Source organism: Bacillus sp. C28GYM-DRY-1 (assembly GCF_030519405.1).
In the GTDB taxonomy this organism is placed as follows: Bacteria; Bacillota; Bacilli; order Bacillales; family Bacillaceae; genus Bacillus; species Bacillus spizizenii_A.
Window position 1 is genome coordinate 225,476 of sequence record NZ_JAUMKF010000002.1, and the last position, 24,753, is coordinate 250,228.

The window sequence follows — 24,753 nt, forward strand, 5'->3', positions numbered from 1 at the left end:
CAACCAAAAGGGTGCGCATGATCGCGCACCCTTTTTTTAGGTTCCGACAGTCTGCTGTTTTCCGGCAGATCCTCCCTGTCCGTTTTTGTCCCTTAAATCTTGCTCAATTTCTTCAAGGCTTTTACCCTTCGTCTCTGTCACTTTAAAACGGACAAATAAGAACGCCATGCTACCGATTGCGGCATAAATCAGGAATAAATAACTGATGCCGATCGCTTCCATTAATATTGGATAGGTAAGTGAAACAATCAGTGTCCCACCGTGCAGCATCAATGTTGATACACCAGTACCGATTCCTCTGACATGGAGCGGAAACAATTCAGGAAGCATGACCCAGACAACCGGGCCCCAACTGACCGCAAAGACAACGATAAATACACCTAAGCAAATGACAGTCGTCCATGAGGCAGCCGTGGTGTTATCGAAAAAGAGATTCACCAGCGCGAGAACGATTAAGCTGATGACCATCCCGGCAATCCCAAATAACAATAGCGGCTTTCTTCCGATCTTGTCGATGATTTTAATTGCTACTAATGTCATGATAACATTGACTGTGCCGATTCCGACCGTTCCTAAAATCGATGCAGAGTTTCCGAATCCAACGTTTGTAAAGGTCTTTGGCGCATAATAGATGATCGTATTTGTTCCGATAAATTGCTGCAGAAACGCCAGTCCCAGGCCAGCAATCAGTGCGGGACGCACCCATGGATCGAACAGCTCCTTCAGTCCGCCTTCATTCTGCTTTTCTGCTTCCTGAATATCATGTATTTCCTGATCAATATTTTTTGTGCCACGCAATTTTTCGAGAACCTTTTTCGCTTTATTCTCTTCGCCATTCGTAAACAGCCAGCGCGGGCTCTCCGGCATGAACAAAATGCCAATGAGCAAAAGCAGCGACGGCACAGCAGCCAATCCCAGCATCCAGCGCCACGCTTCGGCATCGGCAAATATGTAATTGACGATATAAGATAGTAGGATGCCGACTGTGATCATCAGCTGATTCAGAGATGACAGCGCCCCGCGCTTATGTTTTGGAGCAAGTTCAGATAAATAGAGCGGCACGATTGTCGTCGATGTTCCGACTGCAAGCCCCAAAATGATGCGAAACAGCACCATGACTCCGGTATTCGGGGCAAGCGCCACACCCAGACCTCCTATACAAAACAGCAGCGCGGCCGCCATAATCGCTTTTTTTCTTCCGAAACGGTCAGTTAGCTTGCCGGCCGCTCCTGAGCCTATTATCGCCCCAACCAATAAGGAGCTGACAACAAGTCCTTCCGTAAAGGCATTCAAGCCTAAGTCCTTTTTAATGAATAAAATAGCTCCGGAAATCACTCCGGTATCATAACCGTATAACGCGCCCCCAAGAGCGCCGAAAAAATATAGCCATATATTGGACTGCTTTTTCATAAAAATGACTCCCTTTCTCCATCAGTGCTGCAATCATACCACTGTGGAGTTTTTTAGAAATCTTTTAGCCTTTTTTTCTGGCCATTAAACCTTTTTATTCTGGCTGAATGAGTTTCCAATCATTTACTTGTGTTTTTTCAAAGCCGCCGAAACATTTTATCTGCTGCGACGTCCAATATAAGGTGGTTCTGCACAATAACATTATCTATCTTCAACAATAGAGACTTATGAACTTATAAATATAGGAATATTTATCGAAAAATGTTATCCAGGAGTTGCCCCATGGAAAATTAAATGGTACTCTTCAAATATTACAGAATCGAGAGGTATTGATATGGAAGAACGAACACACCGGAGAAAGAAAAAGAGAAGACTTAGAAAATGGGTGAAAATTGTTGCCGGTTTGGTGGCTTTTCTAATCATTGCGGCAGGATCTGTCGGCACCTATGCTTATGTGAAACTAAACAATGCTTCTAAGGAGGCTCATGTTAACCTTGCACGTGGAGAACAATCAGTAAAACGGATTAAAGAATTTGATCCAGGAAAAGATTCTTTCTCCGTGTTGCTCTTAGGAATTGATGCCAGAGAGGAAAACGGCGAGACTGTCGATCAGGCTAGAAGTGACGCGAATGTGCTGGTTACATTTAACCGGAAAGAAAAAACAGCTAAAATGCTGAGCATTCCGCGTGATGCCTATGTAAACATACCAGGCCATGGCTATGATAAATTTACACATGCTCATGCCTATGGTGGCGTTGACCTTACTGTGAAAACAGTTGAGGAAATGCTGGATATTCCCGTCGATTATGTCGTCGAAAGCAATTTCACAGCTTTTGAAGACGTCGTAAATCAGCTGAATGGCGTCAAAGTAACAGTAAAGAGCGATAAAGTCATTCAGCAAATCAAAAAAGATACAAAAGGTAAAGTGGTTCTTCAAAAGGGAACACAAACGCTTGATGGAGAAGAAGCACTCGCTTACGTAAGAACACGCAAAGCGGACAGTGACCTTTTGCGGGGACAAAGACAAATGGAAGTGCTGAGCGCCATTTTGGACAAATCAAAATCACTAAGCTCAATCCCGGCTTATGATGATATTGTGGATACGATGGGGAAAAATCTGAAAATGAACTTATCTCTTAAAGATGCCATCGGTTTGTTCCCGTTCCTCACTTCATTGAAATCGGTTGATTCTATTCAGCTGACGGGTTACGATTATGAACCTTCTGGAGTTTATTATTTAAAATTGAACCAACAAAAACTGCAGGAAGTTAAAGAAGAGCTGCAAAACGATTTAGGTGTATAATGAACGGGATGGCGTAATCGCCATCCCGTTTTACATATTTTCTTGTTGAAAATGATCAAAGTAACGTTTAGCCTTGGTTTATATGGATGATGTTTCACAGAAAAGCTGAACATACTACACGAAGCAGCTTCATTTTTAAGGAGGTTCCCCCTACATATGAAATTAATTGCGATTGATTTAGACGGTACATTACTGAATAAAGAGAGCGTCATTTCTGCAGAAAACAGAGCGGCGATCAAGCGGGCCGTTGACGCCGGTATCCTCGTCACCATTTGCACGGGAAGAGCGACTTTTGATGTAAAAGCGCTGCTGGAAGACTTGGATATCCCTATCATTGCGGCAAATGGCGGTACCGTTCATGACAAAGGCTACCGCCTGATCAGCCGGACATTAATGGATCAGGAGGCCGGTAAAGCGATCGCTGATTACCTACTGTCAAAAAACATCTACTTTGAGGTATATACAGATGACCATCTGCTTTCTCCTTTTGACGGCGAAGCTAAGCTGCATGCGGAGCTTGATATTCTAAAGAGCGCAAATCCCAACGAGAAGACGGATGAATTGTGGCAAGGAGCCATGACTCAGTTCAAGCAGTTTGGCATTAAACCGATCCCTCATATCGAATCGGTTTTTGACGGCAGTGAAAACATTTATAAGCTTCTTTGCTTCTCCTTTGATATGGACAAGCTGAAACAAGCGAAAGAAGAGCTGAAACATCATAAAAAACTGGCGCAGACCTCTTCCGGAAAACATATTATCGAAATCCTGCCAGCCTCTTCAGGAAAAGGACGCGCGCTGACAGAGCTGGCTGAAATATACGGAATTGAAACACAGGATATCTATGCGATTGGTGACAGTCCGAACGATTTGTCCATGTTTGAAGTCGCCGGACACCGTATCGCCATGGAAAATGCGATCGATGAGTTAAAAGAAAAAAGCACCTTTGTCACAAAAAGCAATGATGAACATGGTGTTGCCTACTTTATAGACCAGCTTCTTTCCGGCCAATATGCATAAAGAAAAGACTCCAGAGATTCTGGAGTCTTTGTCTTTTATTGCACCCGTATACTTCCCGCATATTTATCTTTCCAATACGTGCTCGTGTTCATATTGGTAATGGTCACACCGTTTGATAATGTAACATGAACAACTTGTCCATTTCCGATATAGATGGCCGGATTTAGGCTAGTTGATTGGAAGAATACAATGTCTCCTGGTTTCAGGTCTGCCTTCTCAATCTTAGTTCCGGCTTTGAACTGGCTTGTTGCGTATCGAGGCAGGGAAATACCGGCTGCTTTCTGGTATACATATTGGACAAATCCAGCTGTATCAAATCCTGTCTCTGGAGACACTCCGCCCTGTTTGTAAGGAACTTCTCCGATATAAAGTGTTGCCTCAGACACAATCGGATTTTCTTTCGGGATTGTCAGGTTGTCAAATCGGCGAATGCCTGTCATCTTCGATTTCCAATAATCCTCTGACAAGTAAGAAATGGTTACTTTTTCTGACCGGCTTGCCTGAATAAACCTTCCACTGCCTGCATAAATCCCTGCATGTGAAATTCCCGATTTATACGTATTGCTGAAATAGACGACATCACCAGGCTTTATGTACTGAGGCTCCACCTTCTCGCCTACTGCCCACTGCTGTTCGGCTGATCGCGGCAGATAAATGCCGAGTGCCTGCTGAAACACATATTGCACGAGTCCTGAGCAATCAAAGCCTTCTGACGGTGTGCTCCCGCCAAACACATATGGAATGCCGATATATTTTTCGGCCTCCTGAACGACAGGAACATCAGCTGTTGCCGGATCAGCTGCAATTCGTCTTGCCCCGATATAAGTGCCGCTCCAATAGCTGCTTTTTGTGTAATTGGTAATGATAATCCCTTTTGATTGCGTACTGTGAATCATTTGGCCGTCTCCGATATAAAGAGCGTCATGTGTCGGTGTTGTCCCGCTGCTTCCTTCTTTCTTGAAAAACAAAATATCGCCCGGCTTCAGGTCTTCCGGCACTATGGCCGTTCCGACTTTATACTGGTCGTTCACAGATCTCGGCAGATGAATATCAGCCTTACTGAAAACATATTGAATCAATCCCGAAGGATCGAATCCCTCATTCGGCGTTTCACCGCCATATTTATACTGATACCCAAGCAGTTTTTTTGCTTCGCTGATCACCAGTTCAGATGACATATCAGCCTCCGCAATCTCCGCTTTTGTAATAGTTGAACCCAAAAAACTAATGATAACCGCCACAAGCAAAAACTTCTTCCAGTTTGCCAGTGTCTTCACTTTTATTATCTCCTCCTCTGTTTGCAGTTTTAACATCGGTATTTTTTTGAATTTATTAAGAGATTTTTTGATATTTTCACAGAATGAATATGCTGGGCAAATAAAAAGAGAATGCCTCATCAGACACTCTCTTTTTTTAATTATTTATTGGCGTTTGCCGGTTCTTCCTGCTGTTGGATCTTGTGGATTTCCGTATCAATCTTCTGCTTTTCCTGATCTGTCAGCTGATCATTAAATTTAAAAGCTGACATAAACATGAACACGATAGCTACGGCAACAAACGGCCAGAAGGCTTTGACAAATTTCATCTTTATCACTCCGATTATTTAGATTTTAGTTTATCGCTATGATCAACATCAAACATCAGTTTTCCGTCTTTCACTTCCCATGCGAAATTAGAATCTTTTGTAAGTTCGCGAATAATCGTTTTTTGTTGCAGGCTTCCTTTTTTCACCGGTGCAGGCGTCGCTTCATGGATATCAATCGGCGTTATTTCAAAGTGGCCTGTTCCGTTTTTCTTCAGGTGATACTGAACCAGTGCACTGTCTCTCGTTCTTGTCCAGCCTTGGTCAAAAACAAAGTTACCGAGGCTGTAGAAAATAACGGTTCCGTTATATACTTCAATCGGTTCTAAGACGTGCGGGTGATGGCCGACAATGATATCAGCTCCCGCATCAGACATAGCTCTCGCAAGCTGGCGCTGACGGTCGTTTGGATTATTGTTATATTCTTGTCCCCAGTGTGACTGCACAACGACGATGTCCGCATGTTCTTTCGCTTCTGAAATCATAGGGATGAAGATTCCAGGATCTGCGGGCAGTACGCCCGGTGTATTCTTTTTAGCCGCGAAACCTTTTCCGGATACATCGGTAAAGCCGAGCGTCGCGATGGTTACCCCATTGACTTCCTGGTACGAAATATTCTTTTTCGCATCGCTCAAGCTGTATCCAGCTCCAACGATGTCGAGGTTATGTTTCGAAAACTCTTCAAGTGTATCTTTCATGCCTTGAACGCCGTAATCCATTGCGTGGTTGTTTGCGCTGTTGAGAACCGTGAAGTTCATATCCTTCAAGACTTTCACTGATTCTTTATTCGTCTGCAGATGAATCTCTTTATCTGCTTGTTGATAATTCCTTTGATAGGTTACCGGGTTTTCAAAGTTTCCTGCTACATAATCAGAGGCTTTAAAAATCGGTTCAACATACTGAAAAAGACTGTCTGTCCCTTTATGCTCCGTTACTTTTTCAACATAACGCCCCATCATAATATCGCCGACAAATGAGGCTGAGAGAACGTCGTCAGAATATGTTTTGACCTTCGGCGTTTCTGCTTTTCCCGCCCACATAAAAGCGAACATGAGGACAAAAACGATCGGAATGGAAATAAATACGTGCTTATTGGTTTTCTTTTTTTGCTGTTTTGTCAGCTTCAGCAGCTTTTCTTGAAAGCTCAGTTCTTTTTTCATCGTTTGACACACCTTACATTAAATTAAGTAGTAAACAAACATGATAGCAAAGGTCGCTCCGCTCAATAGCAGCGTGCTTCCGAACGTAATAGTTAAACCTTGTTTCTGAATGGTATTGGCAATTAAACCTGGCACGATGATGCCGATTCCTCGAAATTCTGCGATTTCAAATGGTACAATCGGATATAGAAAATCAAACGCGATTTTCAGGACGATCCCTGTAATCAGCATGGCAGCGAATTTTCTGCGTCCGTACAAAATCATAAATTTGGATAAACCATATTTCACTATGACATAAGTGAGCAAGCTCACTAACAAAACCAGTAAAATAAAGACCGGCTGATTAAACACTAGTCCTAAATATCCCGGTACAACCAGTCCTGCCGGTACAATCCCTGTTTTTTCTGCAAAAATCAAACTGAGTAGTACCCCTAAAATTAGTGCAATGTATAAATCTGATCCGAACATGTCTGCATTTTCCTCCTAGCTTACGAGCTGCTTAACCTTGTATTCGTGGATTTTTTCAATTAAAGGCTCTGCGGCGCCATGAATATTACCGACGCCATATATGACACGGTTGTGCATTCTTTTCTTTAACAATTCCATAATTTCTTCTGTTGACTTGTACTCTAGATCATGCAGTTTGTCTGCAGGAATTTTGCCTTCTTCATAGGCTTTTACGATCGGTTCTGTTGTTTCACCGATTAAGATCAGTTCACTTGCTTCAATATAAGGCAAAACGTCATTTGCGAATTGCTGTGTCCGATCCACACGGTCTGCGCGGCAGTTCATGATAATGATCGGATCATCGGTAGGGTAACCGATTTCTTTTACACGTTTCCATATATTCAAAGTAGAAGAAGCGTCGTTTGCAGCAAACCCATTAACAAAGTGCCCAGGCTCGCTCGGACTGATCAGCGGAAGAATTCTCATTGCTCCCGGATCTGGCGGCGCATTCAGCATTCCTTTAAACGCTGTTTCTTCGTCAATGCCGAGTGCTTGAGCCACACCCAGCGCCAGAGAAGCGTTATCAGGGAATACCATATATTCAAATTTACGCAAATATTCATCTGTAATTTTTGAGTTATCAGCAATGATGACTTTTGTGTTTCGTTCTTTTGCTTTTTGTTTAAAGAACTCGGTATATTCACTATCTGTAATGACAAGATGCCCATTATAAGGAATAGTAGCGGTAAACGCTTCTGCAATTTCATCGAGCGTCGGCCCCATGACATCCATATGGTCCTCCAGCACGTTTACGATGACACCGATATTAGCTTGAAGAAGTTCTTCCTGAAAGATAATTTGATAGTCCGGATTAACGGCCATGCATTCACTGACAAGAGCGTTGGCTCCTCTTTCTACCGTTTCTCTCATGACTTCTTTTTGCTCGCCGATATTCGGTCCCTGAGGTTTCCGTTTAATCGGCTTTTCCTCCGGTGTATCCCAATAGATCATTCTTGCGTCCGTTCCTGTCGTTTTTCCAACAGTTTTGTAACCGGCTTCTATTAATATTCCGGTTGTCAGCCTTGTCACAGTCGATTTTCCTCGGATGCCGTTAATATTCACTCGCACAGGGAGGGCATCAATATTTTTCTGATGTCGGCGTTTTTCTAATATTCCGATGACCAGTATGACAGCACAGGCTATAATGAGTAACCACATTGCTTTTCGACATCTCCTTCTATATTGTTGTAAATTCATTCATCAGTATATAGAATCACTATGAATTCTCAATCGGCATTATGTAACATAATCTTCCCTCATCCACTAAGCCAAACTTCTCTTATGAAAGAGATTTTGTACCTACAAACTGTTTTCTATTTTTGGAAAACCGCAGGACTTACACCTTGTCTATTATTTTAAAAATTGCAAGGTATGCGCTTTCATTTATTCCCTAGCTTACTTTTGGACTTATAGTCACACCTTGCAGAATGCATGTGCTATGAATTTCAAATTAGGTTTTTCTCAGCCCGTCTTATCAATATTTTCCCGCTCTCATGCGGGTTTCCAGTTCTTATGAACACAAAATAGTTTCTTCCTGTTTCCTAAGAACAAGATCATCTTGTCGACCTTTTTACATAGGAAAGGCAAATCAAGGCCCATACCAAAATGACTATATAGACCTTCTTTAAAAATTCTGAAAATAAGAGTCTGTATTATCTAACATAATTAAACATTTTTTAGGTATATAGTCTTTTCTGTTTCTTCTCAATTACAGGTCTAAACGCTTAACTTTGAAATAATCTTAATAAATCTTAATATTTGTTCATGAAATCTTCATCCATATTTGTGAATACATTGTTAAAAAAAGAACAAAAACCTCAAATTTCTAAATTATATATGCATTCTATAATTACTTTTCTTTTATATTTTTGTTGCAATTTATGATTTGTGCATGATAATCTATCTATGTAAACGGTTACATTAACAAGGAGGAGCTGTTGTGGCTACAATTAAAGATGTCGCCGGAGCAGCTGGCGTTTCAGTTGCAACGGTTTCCCGCGTCCTGAATGACAACGGCTATGTACACGAAGAAACACGAACACGTGTCATAGCGGCGATGGAAGAACTGAACTATTACCCGAATGAAGTCGCCAGATCTCTTTATAAGAGAGAATCCCGGCTGATCGGGCTTTTGCTCCCGGATATCACAAACCCTTTCTTCCCCCAGCTTGCCCGCGGTGCGGAGGATGAATTGAACCGGGAAGGCTATCGCCTTATTTTTGGAAACAGTGACGAGGAATTAACAAAAGAACTTGAGTACCTTCAAACCTTTAAGCAAAATCATGTTGCAGGCATTATTGCTGCAACGAATTACCCGGATCTTGAGGAATACAGCGGCATGAATCATCCAGTCGTTTTTCTGGACAGAACACCTGAAGGCGCCCCTTCTGTGTCCAGTGACGGCTATATAGGAGGAAAATTAGCCGCCGAAGTCATCATTTACGGTAAAAGCAAGCGCATCACGCTCTTGAGAGGACCCGCTCACCTGCCGACCGTTCAAGACCGCTTTAACGGCGCTTTGGAAATCTTACAGCAGGCTGATGCTGATTTTCAGGTCATCGAGACGGCTTCATTTTCTTTTAAGGATGCACAATTGATGGCGAAGGAACTGTTTTCGGCTTATCCTGAGACAGACGGTGTGATTGCGAGTAATGATATACAAGCCGCTGCAGTTTTACATGAAGCTTTGCGGCTCGGAAGAAATGTTCCCGAAGACATTCAAATTATCGGCTATGATGATATACCGCAAAGCAAGCTGCTGTTCCCGCCACTGTCTACAATTAAACAGCCCGCATATGATATGGGAAAAGAAGCGGCCAAACTGCTTTTGCGTATCATCAAAAAACAGCCGCTGACAGAAACGGCGATTCAAATGCCTGTCACCTATATAAGAAGACAGACGACAAGAAAGGAAGATCATGATGCGTAATATTTGTGTGATTGGAAGCTGTTCTATGGATTTAGTGGTCACCTCAGACAAACGCCCAAAGGCCGGAGAAACGGTACTTGGCACGTCCTTTCAGACGGTGCCGGGCGGTAAAGGAGCAAATCAGGCCGTTGCTGCTGCCAGACTTGGCGCCCACGTGTTTATGGTCGGCAAGGTCGGGGATGATCATTATGGAACAGCCATTTTGGAAAATCTAAAAGCAAACGGCGTTTGTATTGACTATATGGAACCGGTTACACACCAGGAAAGCGGAACCGCCCACATTGTGCTTGCTGAAGGTGATAACAGCATCGTCGTTGTCAAAGGTGCGAACGATGATATCACTCCATCATTCGCGATAGACGCGCTTGATCAGATTGAAAAGGTTGATATGGTCCTGATTCAGCAGGAAATTCCGGAAGAAACGGTTGATGAGGTGTGCAGATACTGCCATTCTCATGATATCCCGATCATGCTCAACCCGGCACCGGCCCGCCCGCTGTTACAAAAAACAATTGATCACGCCACCTATCTCACGCCGAATGAACATGAGGCGTCGATCTTATTCCCTGGTCTTACCGTTTCTGAAGCCTTGGCGCTTTATCCAGCGAAGCTCTTTATTACGGAAGGAAAACAGGGCGTCCGCTATTCAACCGGCAGCAAAGAGCGCCTCATCCCGTCCTTCCCCGTAGAGCCCGTTGATACAACCGGAGCCGGAGATACGTTTAACGCAGCTTTTGCCGTGGCTCTGGCTGAGGGAAAAGACATTGAAGCCGCATTGCGGTTTGCCAATCGTGCTGCTTCCCTTTCTGTCTGTTCCTTCGGCGCTCAAGGCGGAATGCCGACTAGAAAAGAAGTAGAGGAGCTGCTGTCATGAAAAAACACGGTATACTGAACAGCCATCTTGCCAAGCTTTTAGCCGACCTTGGCCACACTGATAAAATTGTCATCGCGGATGCAGGGCTGCCCGTACCTGACGGCGTTTTGAAAATTGATCTTTCACTGAAGCCGGGTTTTCCGGCTTTTCAAGATACAGCGGCAGTTCTCGCGGACGAGATGGTCGTCGAAAAAGTTATTGCTGCAACTGAAATAAAAGTCTCTAATCAGGAGAATGCGAGATGTCTAGAGAACCTTTTTTCTGAACAGGAGATTGAATACCTTTCTCACGAGGAGTTTAAGCTGCTGACAAAAGAAGCAAAAGCCATTATAAGAACAGGTGAATTCACACCGTATGCCAACTGCATCCTGCAGGCGGGTGTGCTTTTCTAGAAAGGAGGATGGAACATGCAGATTGAAATGAAAGACATTCATAAAGCATTCGGAAAAAACCAAGTGCTGTCAGGCGTTTCTTTTCAGCTCGTGCCTGGCGAGGTTCACGCATTAATGGGAGAAAACGGCGCCGGCAAGTCCACGCTTATGAACATACTGACAGGCCTGCATAAATCGGATAAAGGGGAAATCCGCATAAACGGACACGAAACGTACTTTTCCAATCCGAAAGAAGCGGAGCAACATGGAATAGCCTTTATTCATCAGGAATTGAATATCTGGCCGGAAATGACCGTTCTTGAGAATCTATTTATCGGAAAAGAGATATCCTCTAAGCTAGGCGTTTTACGAACAAGAAAAATGAAAGCGCTAGCAAAAGAGCAATTTGACAAACTGTCTGTCTCCCTTTCTCTTGATCAAGAAGCCGGGGAGTGTTCCGTCGGGCAGCAGCAAATGATTGAAATTGCAAAAGCGCTCATGACAAATGCCGAGGTGATTATTATGGATGAACCTACCGCTGCTTTGACGGAACGGGAAATCAGCAAGCTCTTTGAGGTGATGACAGCGTTAAAAAAGAATGGTGTATCCATTGTATACATTTCTCATCGGATGGAAGAAATTTTTGCGATTTGCGACAGAATCACCATCATGCGTGACGGAAAAACGGTAGATACAACCAACATCTCAGAAACCAACTTTGATGAAGTCGTCAAAAAAATGGTCGGACGCGAGCTGACTGAACGATATCCGAAGCGCATTCCTTCTCTCGGCGACAAAATATTCGAGGTGAAAAAAGCCTCCGTCAAAGGACGTTTTGAAGATGTTAGCTTTTACATTCGTTCCGGTGAAATCGTCGGTGTCTCCGGATTGATGGGAGCCGGCCGGACAGAAATCATGAGAGCGCTGTTCGGCGTTGACAGGCTGGACTCGGGTGAGATATGGATCGCTGGAAAAAAGACAGCGATTAAGAACCCGCAGGATGCGGTAAAAAAAGGGCTCGGCTTTATCACAGAGAACCGCAAAGATGAAGGGTTGCTGCTCGACACCTCAATTCGCGAGAATATTGCGTTGCCCAATCTGTCCAGCTTTTCTCCAAAAGGTCTCATTGACCACAAGCGGGAAGCTGAGTTTGTCGATCTTTTGATCAAACGCCTCACTATCAAAACGGCATCATCAGAAACGCACGCACGCCATTTATCAGGAGGCAACCAGCAAAAAGTAGTGATTGCCAAGTGGATCGGGATTGGACCGAAAGTGCTTATTTTGGATGAGCCAACCAGAGGTGTTGATGTTGGCGCGAAGCGGGAAATTTATTCACTGATGAATGAGCTGACTGAGCGTGGTGTCGCCATCATTATGGTGTCATCAGAGCTGCCGGAAATTCTCGGGATGAGCGATCGCATTATCGTTGTCCATGAAGGCAGAATCAGCGGGGAAATCGATGCGCAGGAAGCAACACAAGAACGAATTATGACACTTGCCACGGGAGGGCGGTAATATGAAAATGGAACAACTGCAAACAGAACAAAAACGGATTCACTTCGACGGTGTGATGCAAAAACTCGGCCCGTTTCTCGGTTTATTTATTCTCGTTATCATTGTATCTATTTTAAATCCCAGCTTTCTTGAACCGCTGAATATTCTAAACCTGCTTCGCCAGGTCGCCATTAACGGACTAATCGCGTTCGGCATGACCTTTGTAATTTTAACAGGCGGCATTGATCTTTCTGTCGGCGCTATTCTTGCCCTATCCAGCGCTTTAGTTGCGGGGATGATTGTATCCGGTGTCGATCCAGTTCTCGCGATCATCCTCGGCTGTATCATTGGTGCCGTACTCGGGATGATCAACGGACTATTGATCACAAAAGGAAAAATGGCGCCCTTTATCGCTACGCTTGCGACCATGACTGTATTTCGCGGGCTGACGCTTGTGTATACAGACGGAAATCCGATTACCGGACTTGGCACAAACTACGCTTTTCAGCTGTTCGGACGCGGCTACTTTTTAGGCATTCCTGTACCGGCGATTACGATGGTTCTTGCCTTTGTCATCCTTTGGGTGCTTCTTCATAAAACACCGTTCGGCCGCAGAACGTACGCAATCGGAGGCAATGAAAAAGCCGCGCTCATTTCTGGCATTAAAGTGACGCGCGTGAAAGTGATGATCTATTCTTTAGCCGGGCTTTTATCCGCCCTTGCCGGTGCGATATTGACTTCTCGTCTGCATTCAGCACAGCCGACTGCCGGAGAATCGTACGAACTGGATGCTATCGCGGCGGTCGTCTTAGGCGGAACAAGTCTTTCTGGCGGCCGCGGTCGCATTATCGGTACGTTAATCGGGGTGCTGATCATCGGCACATTGAATAACGGGCTCAACCTGCTTGGCGTCTCATCGTTTTATCAACTGGTTGTCAAAGGGATTGTCATCTTAATTGCGGTATTATTAGACCGCAAAAAGTCAGCATAGGAGGGTTTTTCACATGAAAAAGGCTGTATCTGTCATTTTAACGTTATCATTGTTTTTATTAACTGCCTGTTCGCTTGAGCCCCCACAATGGGCAAAGCCGACAAATTCGGGTAACAAAAAGGAATTCACCATCGGCTTGTCCGTCTCAACGCTTAATAATCCCTTTTTTGTCTCATTAAAAAAGGGCATCGAAAAAGAAGCTGAAAAACGGGGATTGAAAATCATCATTGTCGATGCACAAAATGATTCATCGAAACAGACGAGTGATGTGGAAGACTTAATCCAGCAAGGTGTCGATGCATTGTTAATCAACCCGACTGATTCTTCAGCGATCTCAACGGCAGTACAATCTGCAAACGCAATCGGTGTGCCCGTCGTAACAATCGATCGTTCCGCTGAACAAGGAAAAGTTGAAACCCTCGTTGCTTCCGATAATGTAAAAGGCGGTGAGATGGCTGCTGGGTTCATTGCTGACAAACTTGGAAAAGGTGCAAAGGTGGCAGAGCTTGAAGGCGTGCCCGGCGCATCTGCCACAAGGGAAAGGGGCTCAGGATTTCATAACATCGCAGATCAAGAGCTCGACGTTGTCACAAAGCAATCAGCCGACTTTGACCGTACCAAAGGCCTGACTGTCATGGAAAACCTGTTGCAGGGACACCCGGATATCCAAGCTGTTTTTGCTCACAATGATGAAATGGCGCTCGGTGCTCTTGAGGCAATTAACAGCTCGGGAAAAGATATTTTAGTGATTGGATTTGACGGCAATAAAGATGCGCTCGCTTCCATTAAAGATGGAAAGCTCTCAGCCACCGTGGCTCAGCAGCCTGAATTAATCGGTAAACTGGCTACAGAAGCAGCAGATGATATTTTGCACGGAAAAAAAGTGAAAAAAACAATATCCGCACCTCTCAAACTAGAAACACAAAAATAATTGCCCTGGATCAGATTTTTATCTGATCCTTTTTGATGTTTAGGAATCTGTGAAAACGTGAATAGGGATATAGAGTGAGTTATTTCTCTTACGTGAGGAGAGGAACGAAATGAACAAAACAACAAAAATACTATCCACTTTCGCACTTGCAGCTGGGATGACTGCTGCTTCTGCAGAAGTAGCAAGCACGATCCATGCTCAACAGCCAGAAACAACGGTAAGCATTGATGATTTATACAGTTATCCGATTGAATCTTATTTGGTGTCAGCAGAGGCGTTACATGTCCGAACGAAAGCTTCCGCATTAAGCCAGAAAGCCGATACGCTGCACTTGGGCGACAGCTTAAAACTGATTTCCTTCGCAAACGCTGACTGGGCAAAGGTTCATTATAAAAACGGAAAAACCGGCTTTGTCTCCACTCATTACATTGTAAAAGCAGCTACAACAGTAAAAACCAAAACAAAGACGAAAGTATATACATCCGCTGAAGGAAAAAGCATCAAGACTCTTCCAGCAGACACAAGCGTTTCTTTTTTAGGCTGGAGTAAAACAAAAAAAGACGGTTTTGATTTTGATTGGGTATTCGTTGATTACGGCGGTGCGACAGGTTATATGAAAACAAAGGACTTACACATGACAAAATAACTGAAAAGGATTCCGTGTTTATGCGGAATCCCTTTTATCGTGAGTTGATTTGTCACATCCTCACGATATTTCTCAGGAAATATTGTCGTATGCCGTGTCGAAACCATACATGATCCTCGACATTTTTGTTCACGTTAAAAAATGGAGGTGTAAATATGGATCAATTCGAAGCAGCATATGAATCGTATAAAGCCCGGCAAACAACTGCCGGTCATGAAAATGTTTCATCTGGAAAAGAAGAAATTATTGCGGTCAGAAGAAATGAGGAAGACAATATTATCGCAGTAAAAACAAACACAGGAAGAGAGCTCGACTATCCCACTGCGCTGTCTGAAGCAAAAGCGGGAAAGCTTGCTCATGTTGATGTCTTCCATAAATATGGGCGTGACATTTTGCGAAGTGAACCGGACGGCTTAAAGGAAAATAACCTGTCCGAGTTGCCGGACTTTTAATCAGAAAGTAGCCCTGCCGCATGCCGGACAGGGCTTTCTTTTAAGCGAAAGGCTTCTGGATGTATTCGGCTAACCGTTTTGCACTGAGGGAAATATCCTCTGCAGTTGCAGCATTTACGCCATAGAACACATATGGTGGCAGGTATTTCATGCCGATCAGATTACTCGTGGCCTGAAATGGTTTCAAAAGCTCACTGATCGAGTAATGATTTGCTCCGCCCGCTTGATATTTCTCCGCTTCGCTTCCTGTTGATACAGCCAGCATCAGCTCCTTGCCGTGCAAGGCGTTCCCTTCTGAACCAAAGGCCCAGCCGTAAGTCAGCACAAGATCCTGCCATTTTTTTAAGAGCGGCGGAGAGCTGTACCAATAAAACGGAAATTGGAAGACAATCCTGTCGTATTGCTCGCACAGCTCCTGCTCCTTTGCAACATCTATCGCTTCATCCGGGTATTCTTTATAAAGCTCCCGTACTGTAATATTGTCATGTTGACTCAATTCCTCTGTCCATGCCTTATTCACAACTGAGGTCTCCATATGAGGATGAACTGCCAAAACCAATATTTTCATCAGACCACACCTTTACCCTTTTGACGTTATTTTATCTAAAATCAGGAAAAGAGCCAAATAAAAAGAAAGCCCCTGCACAGAGCTTTCTTTTGTTTTTATTCAGGGCTTCCTTCAGTTGTTTCAATATCTTTAGCAAAATCAGGGTTATCCAGGTTCGCATTAAAGAAATCCGCTGTATTCGGAAGTCTGAGATTCATGTTCATTTTTTGAGAAATCGTAACCGTGCAATCCTCAAGCACATAGTCAAAAACGTGTCCGCCTGAATTGCGTCCTTCGTCAATGAAGTGCAGGTGGTAGCCAGAAACGGCGATTCCGTTTGCATAAGCGGGTGTTAAGAAACCTACGATCGTTCCTCTCACACTGTCGAAGTTGAAGATCGGCTGCGTTTTAACCGCTTCAACCATTGGCACGTAAGGTTTTTCTTGCAGTTCTACCGTTCTTGTCTGCACTTTTTTAAACAATCCGTCAATGCGGATCGCGTAAAATAAGTTTTTGCTTGGCAGAATGCTGTTGATCTCTTCTTCAAACTCTTCACGTGTCATTTTCGCATCAATTTTGTGCGTCATGTCCGGTGTAAAGAATGTAAATGAACAGAACGGAGAAAGGTCCCCGTTTTGGACCGGGGTCGCAGTTCCATCTGAACGAAGACGGTAAAATTCGCCGTCAAAACCAATCAGCTCTCCGTCAAGCTTGTTAAAGGTTCCGATACCGAAGTCTCCGTATTTTGGGATCTCTGACAGTTCAAAATCCCCGTCGTACACCCCGTCTAATAGAGAAGTCATTGTTGATACTTGATAAATCTGGCTCACAGGCTGGTCTTTTTGCCCGCGGCTGAGCACTTGAATGTTGCTTTCGCGTTTCATAATTCCCTTCACTCCTTTTGTTTAGTGCTGTTCATCAAACAGAGTCGTGATGCGCAGAGTGCTAGAGAGCTTTCGTTTTCATAAGTTCCCCGAATTCTTTCGGAAGCTTGTCACTTGCTAAATTTATGTTATCACTGTAGTCAACCGGGACATCAATGATGACAGGACCCTCAGCGTTCATACCTTGACGCAGAACATCTGCCAGCTGGTCTGGTGATTCTACGCGCAAGCCGGTTGCTCCGAAGCTTTCCGCATATTTCACGATATCGATATTTCCGAAATCGACCGCAGATGTACGGTTATACTTTTTCAATTGCTGGAATGCAACCATGTCATATGTGCTGTCGTTCCATACTATGTGTACAATTGGTGCTTTTAAGCGGACCGCTGTCTCTAATTCCATAGCTGAGAATAAGAAACCGCCATCACCGGAGACTGATACTACTTTTTCTCCCGGTTTCACCAATGAAGCGCCGATTGCCCAAGGCAGCGCAACGCCGAGTGTTTGCATACCGTTACTGATCATTAATGTTAACGGCTCGTAGCTGCGGAAATAACGTGACATCCAAATTGCGTGTGAACCGATATCACAAGTCACTGTAACATGATCATCGACTGCGTTCCGCAATTCTTTTACGATTTCAAGAGGATGAACTCTATCTGATTTCCAATCTGCAGGCACCTGCTCACCCTCGTGCATATATTGTTTTAAATCAGAAAGGATTTTCTGCTCACGTTCAGCAAAGTCTACTTTCACAGCATCGTGTTCGATATGATTGATCGTAGATGGAATATCACCGATCAGTTCAAGATCCGGCTGGTAAGCATGATCAATGTCAGCCAGAATCTCGTCTAAATGGATAATCGTCCGGTCTCCATTGACATTCCAGAATTTCGGATCATATTCAATTGGGTCATAGCCGACTGTCAGAACAACATCAGCCTGCTCAAGCAGCAGATCACCAGGCTGGTTGCGGAATAAACCGATCCGGCCAAAATACTGATCCTCTAAATCTCTCGTAAGAGTACCGGCAGCTTGATAGGTTTCAACGAATGGAAGCTGCACTTTTTTCAATAGCTTGCGAACCGCTTTAATCGCTTCCGGTCTTCCGCCCTTCATGCCGACTAAAACGACAGGAAGTTTTGCTGTTTGGATTTTCGCAATGGCCGCACTGATTGCATCGTCTGGTGCAGGACCAAGTTTAGGAGCCGCGACAGCTCGCACGTTTTTTGTATTTGTGACTTCATTCACAATATCTTGCGGAAAACTCACAAAAGCGGCCCCAGCCTGCCCTGCTGACGCTATTCTAAATGCATTTGTAACAGCTTCCGGTATATTTTTTACATCTTGAACTTCTACACTGTATTTTGTAATCGGCTGGAATAGCGCCGCATTATCCAAAGATTGATGTGTCCGTTTTAAACGGTCTGCACGGATCACGTTCCCAGCAAGCGCAACGACAGGGTCACCTTCAGTGTTTGCTGTTAGCAGTCCTGTTGCCAAATTCGAAGCACCTGGTCCTGATGTGACTAACACAACTCCCGGTTTTCCAGTTAAACGGCCAACTGCTTGCGCCATAAATGCTGCATTTTGTTCATGCCGGGCAACGATAATTTCAGGCCCTTTATCTTGTAAAGCGTCAAATACCGCATCAATTTTTGCACCTGGAATGCCAAATACATGTGTGACACCTTGCTCCGCTAAGCAATCAACAACAAGCTCCGCCCCTCTGCTTTTTACAAGGGATTTTTGTTCTTTTGTTGCTTTTGTCAACACCCTCACTCCTTATTATGCATTTTAAACATAAAATTTTAAATATTTCTTGTGATATATTTCACTATACACTCTTAGGAAATTGACCTCCAATATCGATTCGCCTTATGATTAATATGTATTACGAATTATTAACCTACGGAAAGGAATGCATATTGAATGGAGCTTCGCCATCTTCAATACTTTATCGCAGTAGCCGAAGAGCTTCATTTCGGAAAAGCTGCACGGCGGCTGAACATGACACAGCCTCCTCTCAGCCAGCAGATCAAACAGCTTGAAGAAGAAGTCGGGGTGACGCTTCTGAAGAGGACAAAACGATTTGTCGAGCTAACGGCGGCCGGCGAAATCTTTTTAAATCACTGCCGATCAGCTTTGATGCAAATTGGTCAAGGAATTGAACTCGCCCAGCGGACGGCTCGCGGCGAACATGGCCATCTCGTTATAGGTTTTGTCGGGTCAGCTACATATGAATTTTTGCCGCCGATTATCCGGGAATACCGTAAAAAATTCCCCTCTGTGAAAATTGAACTGAAAGAAATTGCTTCTTACCGGCAGCAGGAGGAATTGCTCAAGGGAAACATCGATATCGGCATTCTCCATCCGCCGTTAGAGCATCCAGAGCTGCAAATAGAGACAACCCAGAGTAGTCCATGCATCCTCGCATTGCCGAAACAGCATCCGCTTGCCTTAAAAGAATCAATTGACATTAAAGATTTGGAAAAGGAACCGATCATCACCCTTTCCAAAGAAGCGTGGCCTACGCTATATACCGACTTTATTCAGCTTTGTGAAGACGCGGGTTTTGCCCCGAATATCGTTCAAGAAGCGACAGAATATCAAATGGTGATTGGACTGGTGACAGCGGGCATCGGCATTACCATTGTCCCTTCCTCTGCCAGACGGCTGTTTAACCTTGATGTCACATATCGCAGCGTTGATCATTTTCAGCTTAAAGCAGAATGGATCATCGCATATCGAAAAGACAGCCAAAACCCTGTACTGAGGCAATTTGTGGATATATCTAAATCGTTAAATGAACGGAAATAAAAAAGGCGCTCCGTTCTCCGGAATCCGCCCATTTATCGTCAGGATAAAAGATCAAGCTCACTTTTGAGGTAATCAGCTCTCTTTATTATATACTCGCAAATCACATCCGGCTCACGGTCAAAACGCTCAATATCGTTCTTTTTATATGGGTCCATCAGGACAAACGGCCTAATCTGCTCATATATCGCCATTATTTTCGGTTTCATATATTCTATTGTAAAAAGAGATTGGAGCGTTTTTTCTAACAGTTGCTTGTAAGACTTGCGAAAATCGGGTTCATCCAAAATCCGGGCGGTTAGTGTATTAAATCCTTGAATTCTTACATAATCGGCAGCCATCCGCTCTCCATGGATATCCCTGCCCCAAGTCGCATCATAATCCCAAGGAATCACCTCAAATAATCCGGTTTCACTGCTTCTGTACAACGAGTAGTTGTGGACAAATCCGTCATAGTTTGAGGTGAATACAATGCCGGCGAGCCAGCGCAAATACTTATCGACATCCACATGCTTTGTCACTTCTGATTTAAACTGGGCTTTAGGGACAGTATTAATTTTAAAAATCATATCCTGTAAATAAAAATCGTCTTCCTCAGTCCCTGTCTTCTTTTCATATCCAAGCTCAAGCGACGTCTTCGTTTCCCTTTCCAAATCGCTCATCAGAGAGAAATTAGCATCATCATCAACCGCGTAAAAAACTGCCCCGTCCGCCAATTTCCTTTTCGCTAAATAAAACTCATCGACGGATTCAAGTTCAAGATAAACCCCTTCATTCTTCCCATTCACCTTTAAAAACACAAAGTCTGCCTTTGGAGACAGCGTCCCAAGCTCTGAGAAAAAGTCCAACGACAATTTGTTTCTCATCATAGAAGGATCTTTATATTCTGCATTCAGGTGAACCTCGCGGGCGCCGCGGAATGTTTTCGGCTGATAAAAGGAAATATGGTATGACTTCTTTTTGAAGTCTCTGATATGTGATCCCCGGTAAGCAATATCAATATCCAGCCTTTTTTGATTTACCTTCATGACAGCCGGCACCGGATCATCGTCCCATATATCTTTTTTTAATTCACGCAAATCTTTTGGATGAACAAACAGCTGATAAAGCGGCAAATTGGATTTATTCTTCACCCATATTCCCCCTCACAAATTTTAGGCTTTTATTTTTGTGTGATCTCAGCGGAACACTTATACACTTTTTAAAACCGCGCGTACTATGAGGGTAATAAGGATCTTCGTCCTTAAAATCAATTCTAAAAGGAGGATTTCAAATTGGGCCACTATTCCCACTCTGACATCAAAGAAGCGGTGAAATCCGCAAAAAAAGAAGGTTTAAAAGATTATTTATACCAAGAGCCTCATGGAAAAAAACGCAGCCATAAAAAGTCACACCGCTCTCACAAAAAATCTCGCAGCCACAAAAAATCATACTGCTCTCACAAGAGATCACGTAGCTTCAAAAAATCATTCTGCTCTCACAAGAGAAGATCGCGTAGCTTTAAAAAGTCATTCTGTTCTCACAAGAGAAAACATCGCAGCCACAAGAAGTCATTCTGTTCTCACAAGAAAAGATCACGCAGCCACAGAAAATCATTCTGTTCTGACAAGAAAAGATCACGCAGCCACAAAAAGTCATTCTGTTCTCACAAGAAAAGATCACGCAGCCACAAAAAATCATTCTGTTCTCACAAGAGAAAACATCGCAGCCACAAGAAGTCATTCTGTTCTCACAAGAGAAGATCACGTAGCTGCTCATACCGGACACGCAAAAAAACATATTGTTCCCATAATAGAAAATCTGACAAAAAGCACTACAAAAAACCACATCACAACCATCGCAACAAAAAAGATGATGACTATTACAGCAAAAAAGAATTCTGGAAAGACGGTAATTGCTGGGTAGTCAAAAAGAAATACAAATAATCTAAGATTTCAAATTCAATAGGCTGCCGGCGTACGTACGGAAGCCTATTTTTAATCCCCTGTATTAGATATATGTCATGACATAACATATGCAACCCACATCATTTGGTTTCCTTGAAACCATTTCGTTATAATCAAGATATCCTACGCTAAAGGCGGTTGTTGCTATGTACATATTTCAAGCTGATCAGCTTAGCGCTAAAGACACATACAAGCTATTGTCGGGTGCTGTGATCCCCCGTCCCATTGCATTTGTAACCACCCTTTCTTCAAGCGGAGCGTTAAATGCAGCGCCTTTCAGTTTTTATAACGTTGTCAGCTCAGACCCTCCGCTTCTCAGTGTTTCTGTTAACAGGGCTGGCGGATGCCAAAAAGATACAGCCCGAAACGCAGTGGAGAACGGGGAATTTGTCGTTCATGTCAGTGATGAAGCCATCATTAAAGACATCAATGAAACAGCAGCAAGCTTACATCCGGACGAAAGCGAACTCACACGCACCTCGCTTCATCCCGTCGAAAGCAAAGCTGTTTCAGTTCCTGGGATTAAAGAAGCACGTATCCGCTTTGAATGCACATTAGAGCGGCATATGACGTTCGACAATGATCAAGGCGTTACTACAGCAGATCTGCTTATCGGGAGAGTCGTCTGCTTCCACCTCGATGAAAAGGTGTATGATGCAGAAAAAGGCTATGTTTTGACAGATGAATTAAAGCCTGTCTCAAGATTGGCGGGTAACCACTATGCGAAGCTCGGCGAAGAATTTACGCTGATTCGTCCCAGCTGAACAGAAGGACTATTTAAATAGAAGGAACTAGTCAAAAAGACCTTATGATTACAAAATGTTGTCTAAGGAAAATACGTAAAAAGAACACCTGGAGAAAGCTCCAGGTGTTCTTTATGAAACATATTTCCTTTTTACGCCGTATATACAGGTAGATTAGGAGGGATTATATGACTGGCACTCATTTTTTGATTGTGATACTTATCGTAGCTTTTATCAATACTATTTTTTATATCTATGCTCGAAAAAAACTAGGCATCCCTAAACCGCCTTGGTGGTATAAACCTGTAAATAGCATACAATGGCTGCTGGAAATCATCATGCTCATTTTATTAGGTTTTTCTATTTTACGCTTTCCTCCAGAGATTATGCTTTTTTTCTTTCTATTCCTGATGAATTGCTTTTGTACATTTATGGAATGGAAATATAAGCGTGAAGAAAAACAATATGTACACTATTTATTTGGCGCAGTCCTCTTTCTAGTCGTTTTTATTTATATGTGTATTTTCTTCTGATACCTCAAACCCCCACTGCCGCTCCGTCTCCCCGCGGGTCGGTTCCACCTTGGAGAAATCCTTCCTCGTCAACTTTGATTGCTGCTGCGTGTCCCATCAGCGGATCATAGTCACCGACAACCTCTACGAGATGGCCGCTGTCTTTGAGCTTTTCAATTGTCTCCTCTGAGAATCTGCTCTCGACTCTGAGACCTTCATACTCCTCTCCCCACGTTCTGCCCCACACCCAACGCGGTTCGCTGATTGCCTGCTGTGGATTCATTCCGTAGTCCAGCATTCTGGTAATGATGGCCGTCTGGGTCTGCGGCTGGCCTTCGCCGCCTTGTGTGCCGTACAGGACTTTCGGTTTTCCGTCTTTGCAGGCCATAGCCGGCATCAGCGTATGGAAGCTGCGCTTTCTCGGTTCAAGCGTATTGACATGATTTTTATCCAATGAGAAAAATGACCCGCGGTTTTGCAGTAATATGCCTGTATCACCAGCAGTGACTGCCGAGCCAAATTCAAAGTACAGGCTTTGAATGAAAGATACTGCGTTGCCATCCTCATCGATGACGGCCGCATATGCAGTATCACTTCCTACTGGCCTGCTTTCCGCCGGTTCTGCCAAATAGCCGATTTCTTCCGCCAATTGTTTCGCATAACTTTTGTCCAGAAGCCTTTCAAGCGGGATGTCCGCAAATGCCGGATCAGTCAGGACGGCATTCCGATCTAGAAAACTCTTTTTCAATGCCTCCACAAGCACATGATAATACTCAAATGAACCATGTTCGATTTGGGTGAAATCATAGTTTTCCAGAATGTTCAGTGTTAATAAACCAGTAAATCCCTGAGAATTCGGAGGCGCCTGATATACACTATACCCTCGGTAATCACTTGATACAGGCTCCATCCACTCGCCCCGGTGCGCTTTAAAATCATCGAGTGTCATGTAGCTGCCGTTATGCTGTAAATACGAGACGATCCGCTGAGCGATATCTCCTTCATAGAATGCGTTTCTTCCTTTTTTGGCGATCATGTTCAGACTTTCTGCAAGCTCTTTTTGCACAAACCGCTCTCCCGGGACAGGCGCTTTTCCGCATCTTGTGAAGATGTCGGCCGTGTAAGGCGTGGAGGCAAGCAGTTCAAGATTCGTTTCTGTGTGACGGCACTGATCAGCTGATACTGGAAACCCATTTTGGGCATAGTCGCGAGCGGATTCCAACACGTCCGCAAGGGACATACGTCCGTACTCCTTCAGTACCGCATGCCAGCTATCAACCATCCCCGGAACGGTAATGGCACTGTCGATTCCCCTTAGCGGAATCGCGCTTTTTCCCTTATATACATCTCTCGTTACATTTTCTCCTGAACGGCCGCTGCCATTGTAGACTCTTACCGACTTTGTTTCTTGATGAAACGTCAGCCAAAAGGAATCCCCGCCAAGCCCCGTCATATGCGGATACACAACTGCCAGACAAGCACTCACAGCAACGGCGGCGTCAAACGCGTTTCCACCCTTGTCCAGTATTCGGTTTCCGGCTTGAGAAGCGAGATAATGCGGACTGACGACCATTTGTTTTGTACCGATGATAGATTTATTCATCACAAGTCCCCTTTATCAAGAGATTTTCTT

25 protein-coding genes are annotated in these 24,753 nt (G+C 43.9%); 14 read left to right on the plus strand and 11 right to left on the minus strand.

Annotated elements, in window-relative coordinates:
• Positions 1–36 precede the first annotated feature (36 nt).
• Positions 37–1,410 (minus strand): sugar porter family MFS transporter, encoded by a 1,374-nt coding sequence (locus Q3W56_RS03255; protein ID WP_302894477.1) that lies wholly within the window; start codon positions 1,408–1,410, stop codon positions 37–39.
• A 334-nt stretch (positions 1,411–1,744) separates the two neighbouring features.
• On the opposite strand from Q3W56_RS03255, the gene Q3W56_RS03260 reads away from it, so the two are divergent.
• A complete protein-coding gene (locus Q3W56_RS03260; protein ID WP_302894478.1) occupies positions 1,745–2,713 on the plus strand; it encodes an LCP family protein in 969 nt (322 codons plus the stop codon).
• A gap of 156 nt (positions 2,714–2,869) precedes the next feature.
• Complete coding sequence (gene ywtE / locus Q3W56_RS03265; RefSeq protein WP_302894479.1) at positions 2,870–3,730, plus strand: 5-amino-6-(5-phospho-D-ribitylamino)uracil phosphatase YwtE; 861 nt, start codon at positions 2,870–2,872, stop codon at positions 3,728–3,730.
• Positions 3,731–3,765: 35 nt separating this feature from the next.
• On the opposite strand, the gene Q3W56_RS03270 is transcribed toward ywtE, so the two are convergent.
• The 5 genes from Q3W56_RS03270 to pgsB form a co-directional block, all read right to left on the minus strand.
• Positions 3,766–5,007, minus strand: coding sequence for a C40 family peptidase (locus tag Q3W56_RS03270; RefSeq protein ID WP_302894480.1), 1,242 nt, complete (start codon positions 5,005–5,007; stop codon positions 3,766–3,768).
• 140 nt (positions 5,008–5,147) lie between these two features.
• Positions 5,148–5,315 carry an extrachromosomal elements maintenance protein EdmS gene (gene edmS, locus Q3W56_RS03275; protein WP_268399124.1) on the minus strand — a complete coding sequence of 56 codons (168 nt, stop codon included), beginning with the start codon at positions 5,313–5,315 and terminating at the stop codon, positions 5,148–5,150.
• Positions 5,316–5,329: 14 nt separating this feature from the next.
• On the minus strand, positions 5,330–6,472 hold the full coding sequence (gene pgsA, locus Q3W56_RS03280; RefSeq protein ID WP_019715923.1) for a capsular polyglutamate synthetase PgsA: 1,143 nt from the start codon (positions 6,470–6,472) through the stop codon (positions 5,330–5,332).
• An 18-nt stretch (positions 6,473–6,490) separates the two neighbouring features.
• Positions 6,491–6,940, minus strand: a complete 450-nt coding sequence (pgsC, locus tag Q3W56_RS03285) for a poly-gamma-glutamate biosynthesis protein PgsC (RefSeq protein WP_003227889.1) — start codon at positions 6,938–6,940, stop codon at positions 6,491–6,493.
• 15 nt (positions 6,941–6,955) lie between these two features.
• Positions 6,956–8,137 carry a poly-gamma-glutamate synthase PgsB gene (gene pgsB, locus Q3W56_RS03290; protein WP_019715925.1) on the minus strand — a complete coding sequence of 394 codons (1,182 nt, stop codon included), beginning with the start codon at positions 8,135–8,137 and terminating at the stop codon, positions 6,956–6,958.
• Positions 8,138–8,918: 781 nt separating this feature from the next.
• Between pgsB and Q3W56_RS03295 the strand changes: the two genes are divergently transcribed.
• The 8 genes from Q3W56_RS03295 (at position 8,919) to Q3W56_RS03330 (ending at position 15,670) form a co-directional block, all read left to right on the plus strand.
• Positions 8,919–9,908: a LacI family DNA-binding transcriptional regulator gene (locus Q3W56_RS03295; RefSeq protein WP_302894481.1), complete on the plus strand. Its 990-nt coding sequence runs from the start codon at positions 8,919–8,921 to the stop codon at positions 9,906–9,908.
• On the plus strand, positions 9,901–10,782 hold the full coding sequence (rbsK, locus tag Q3W56_RS03300) for a ribokinase (protein ID WP_302894482.1): 882 nt from the start codon (positions 9,901–9,903) through the stop codon (positions 10,780–10,782). The genes Q3W56_RS03295 and rbsK overlap by 8 nt, the downstream gene beginning before the upstream one ends.
• Complete coding sequence (rbsD, locus tag Q3W56_RS03305) at positions 10,779–11,174, plus strand: D-ribose pyranase (protein WP_302894483.1); 396 nt, start codon at positions 10,779–10,781, stop codon at positions 11,172–11,174. Before rbsK ends, rbsD begins: the two co-directional genes overlap by 4 nt.
• 15 nt (positions 11,175–11,189) lie before the next feature.
• On the plus strand, positions 11,190–12,671 hold the full coding sequence (gene rbsA, locus Q3W56_RS03310; protein ID WP_302894484.1) for a ribose ABC transporter ATP-binding protein RbsA: 1,482 nt from the start codon (positions 11,190–11,192) through the stop codon (positions 12,669–12,671).
• A gap of 1 nt (position 12,672) precedes the next feature.
• Positions 12,673–13,641, plus strand: coding sequence for a ribose ABC transporter permease RbsC (rbsC, locus tag Q3W56_RS03315; RefSeq protein WP_302894485.1), 969 nt, complete (start codon positions 12,673–12,675; stop codon positions 13,639–13,641).
• 13 nt (positions 13,642–13,654) lie between these two features.
• Complete coding sequence (gene rbsB, locus Q3W56_RS03320; RefSeq protein WP_302894486.1) at positions 13,655–14,572, plus strand: ribose ABC transporter substrate-binding protein RbsB; 918 nt, start codon at positions 13,655–13,657, stop codon at positions 14,570–14,572.
• A gap of 109 nt (positions 14,573–14,681) precedes the next feature.
• Positions 14,682–15,218, plus strand: a complete 537-nt coding sequence (locus Q3W56_RS03325) for an SH3 domain-containing protein (RefSeq protein ID WP_302894487.1) — start codon at positions 14,682–14,684, stop codon at positions 15,216–15,218.
• Positions 15,219–15,373: 155 nt separating this feature from the next.
• Positions 15,374–15,670 (plus strand): DUF3892 domain-containing protein, encoded by a 297-nt coding sequence (locus Q3W56_RS03330; protein WP_302894488.1) that lies wholly within the window; start codon positions 15,374–15,376, stop codon positions 15,668–15,670.
• Between the two features lie 40 nt (positions 15,671–15,710).
• Here the strand turns inward: Q3W56_RS03330 and Q3W56_RS03335 are convergent, their stop codons facing one another.
• The 3 genes from Q3W56_RS03335 to alsS all read right to left on the minus strand — a co-directional run bounded on the left by Q3W56_RS03335 (position 15,711) and on the right by alsS (position 18,875).
• Positions 15,711–16,238 (minus strand): NAD(P)H-dependent oxidoreductase, encoded by a 528-nt coding sequence (locus tag Q3W56_RS03335; protein ID WP_302894489.1) that lies wholly within the window; start codon positions 16,236–16,238, stop codon positions 15,711–15,713.
• A gap of 95 nt (positions 16,239–16,333) precedes the next feature.
• Positions 16,334–17,101 (minus strand): acetolactate decarboxylase, encoded by a 768-nt coding sequence (budA, locus tag Q3W56_RS03340; RefSeq protein WP_019715934.1) that lies wholly within the window; start codon positions 17,099–17,101, stop codon positions 16,334–16,336.
• Between the two features lie 61 nt (positions 17,102–17,162).
• Entirely contained in the window at positions 17,163–18,875 is a 1,713-nt protein-coding gene (alsS, locus tag Q3W56_RS03345; protein ID WP_302894490.1) for an acetolactate synthase AlsS, read from the minus strand.
• A gap of 159 nt (positions 18,876–19,034) precedes the next feature.
• Between alsS and alsR the strand changes: the two genes are divergently transcribed.
• Positions 19,035–19,922 carry an acetoin biosynthesis transcriptional regulator AlsR gene (gene alsR / locus Q3W56_RS03350; RefSeq protein WP_019715936.1) on the plus strand — a complete coding sequence of 296 codons (888 nt, stop codon included), beginning with the start codon at positions 19,035–19,037 and terminating at the stop codon, positions 19,920–19,922.
• Positions 19,923–19,960: 38 nt separating this feature from the next.
• Here the strand turns inward: alsR and cotH are convergent, their stop codons facing one another.
• The gene (cotH, locus tag Q3W56_RS03355) at positions 19,961–21,052 is read right to left on the minus strand and encodes a spore coat protein CotH (RefSeq protein WP_302894491.1); all 1,092 of its coding nucleotides are present in this window, start codon (positions 21,050–21,052) and stop codon (positions 19,961–19,963) included.
• 141 nt (positions 21,053–21,193) lie between these two features.
• Between cotH and Q3W56_RS03360 the strand changes: the two genes are divergently transcribed.
• The 3 genes from Q3W56_RS03360 (at position 21,194) to Q3W56_RS03370 (ending at position 23,141) form a co-directional block, all read left to right on the plus strand.
• A complete protein-coding gene (locus tag Q3W56_RS03360) occupies positions 21,194–21,844 on the plus strand; it encodes a CotG/ExsB N-terminal domain-containing protein (RefSeq protein WP_302894492.1) in 651 nt (216 codons plus the stop codon).
• Positions 21,845–22,011: 167 nt separating this feature from the next.
• Complete coding sequence (locus Q3W56_RS03365; RefSeq protein ID WP_302894493.1) at positions 22,012–22,629, plus strand: flavin reductase family protein; 618 nt, start codon at positions 22,012–22,014, stop codon at positions 22,627–22,629.
• 167 nt (positions 22,630–22,796) lie between these two features.
• Positions 22,797–23,141 carry a DUF4181 domain-containing protein gene (locus tag Q3W56_RS03370; protein WP_302894494.1) on the plus strand — a complete coding sequence of 115 codons (345 nt, stop codon included), beginning with the start codon at positions 22,797–22,799 and terminating at the stop codon, positions 23,139–23,141.
• A 4-nt stretch (positions 23,142–23,145) separates the two neighbouring features.
• On the opposite strand, the gene ggt is transcribed toward Q3W56_RS03370, so the two are convergent.
• A complete protein-coding gene (ggt, locus tag Q3W56_RS03375; RefSeq protein ID WP_302894495.1) occupies positions 23,146–24,723 on the minus strand; it encodes a gamma-glutamyltransferase in 1,578 nt (525 codons plus the stop codon).
• Positions 24,724–24,753: the final 30 nt, after the last annotated feature.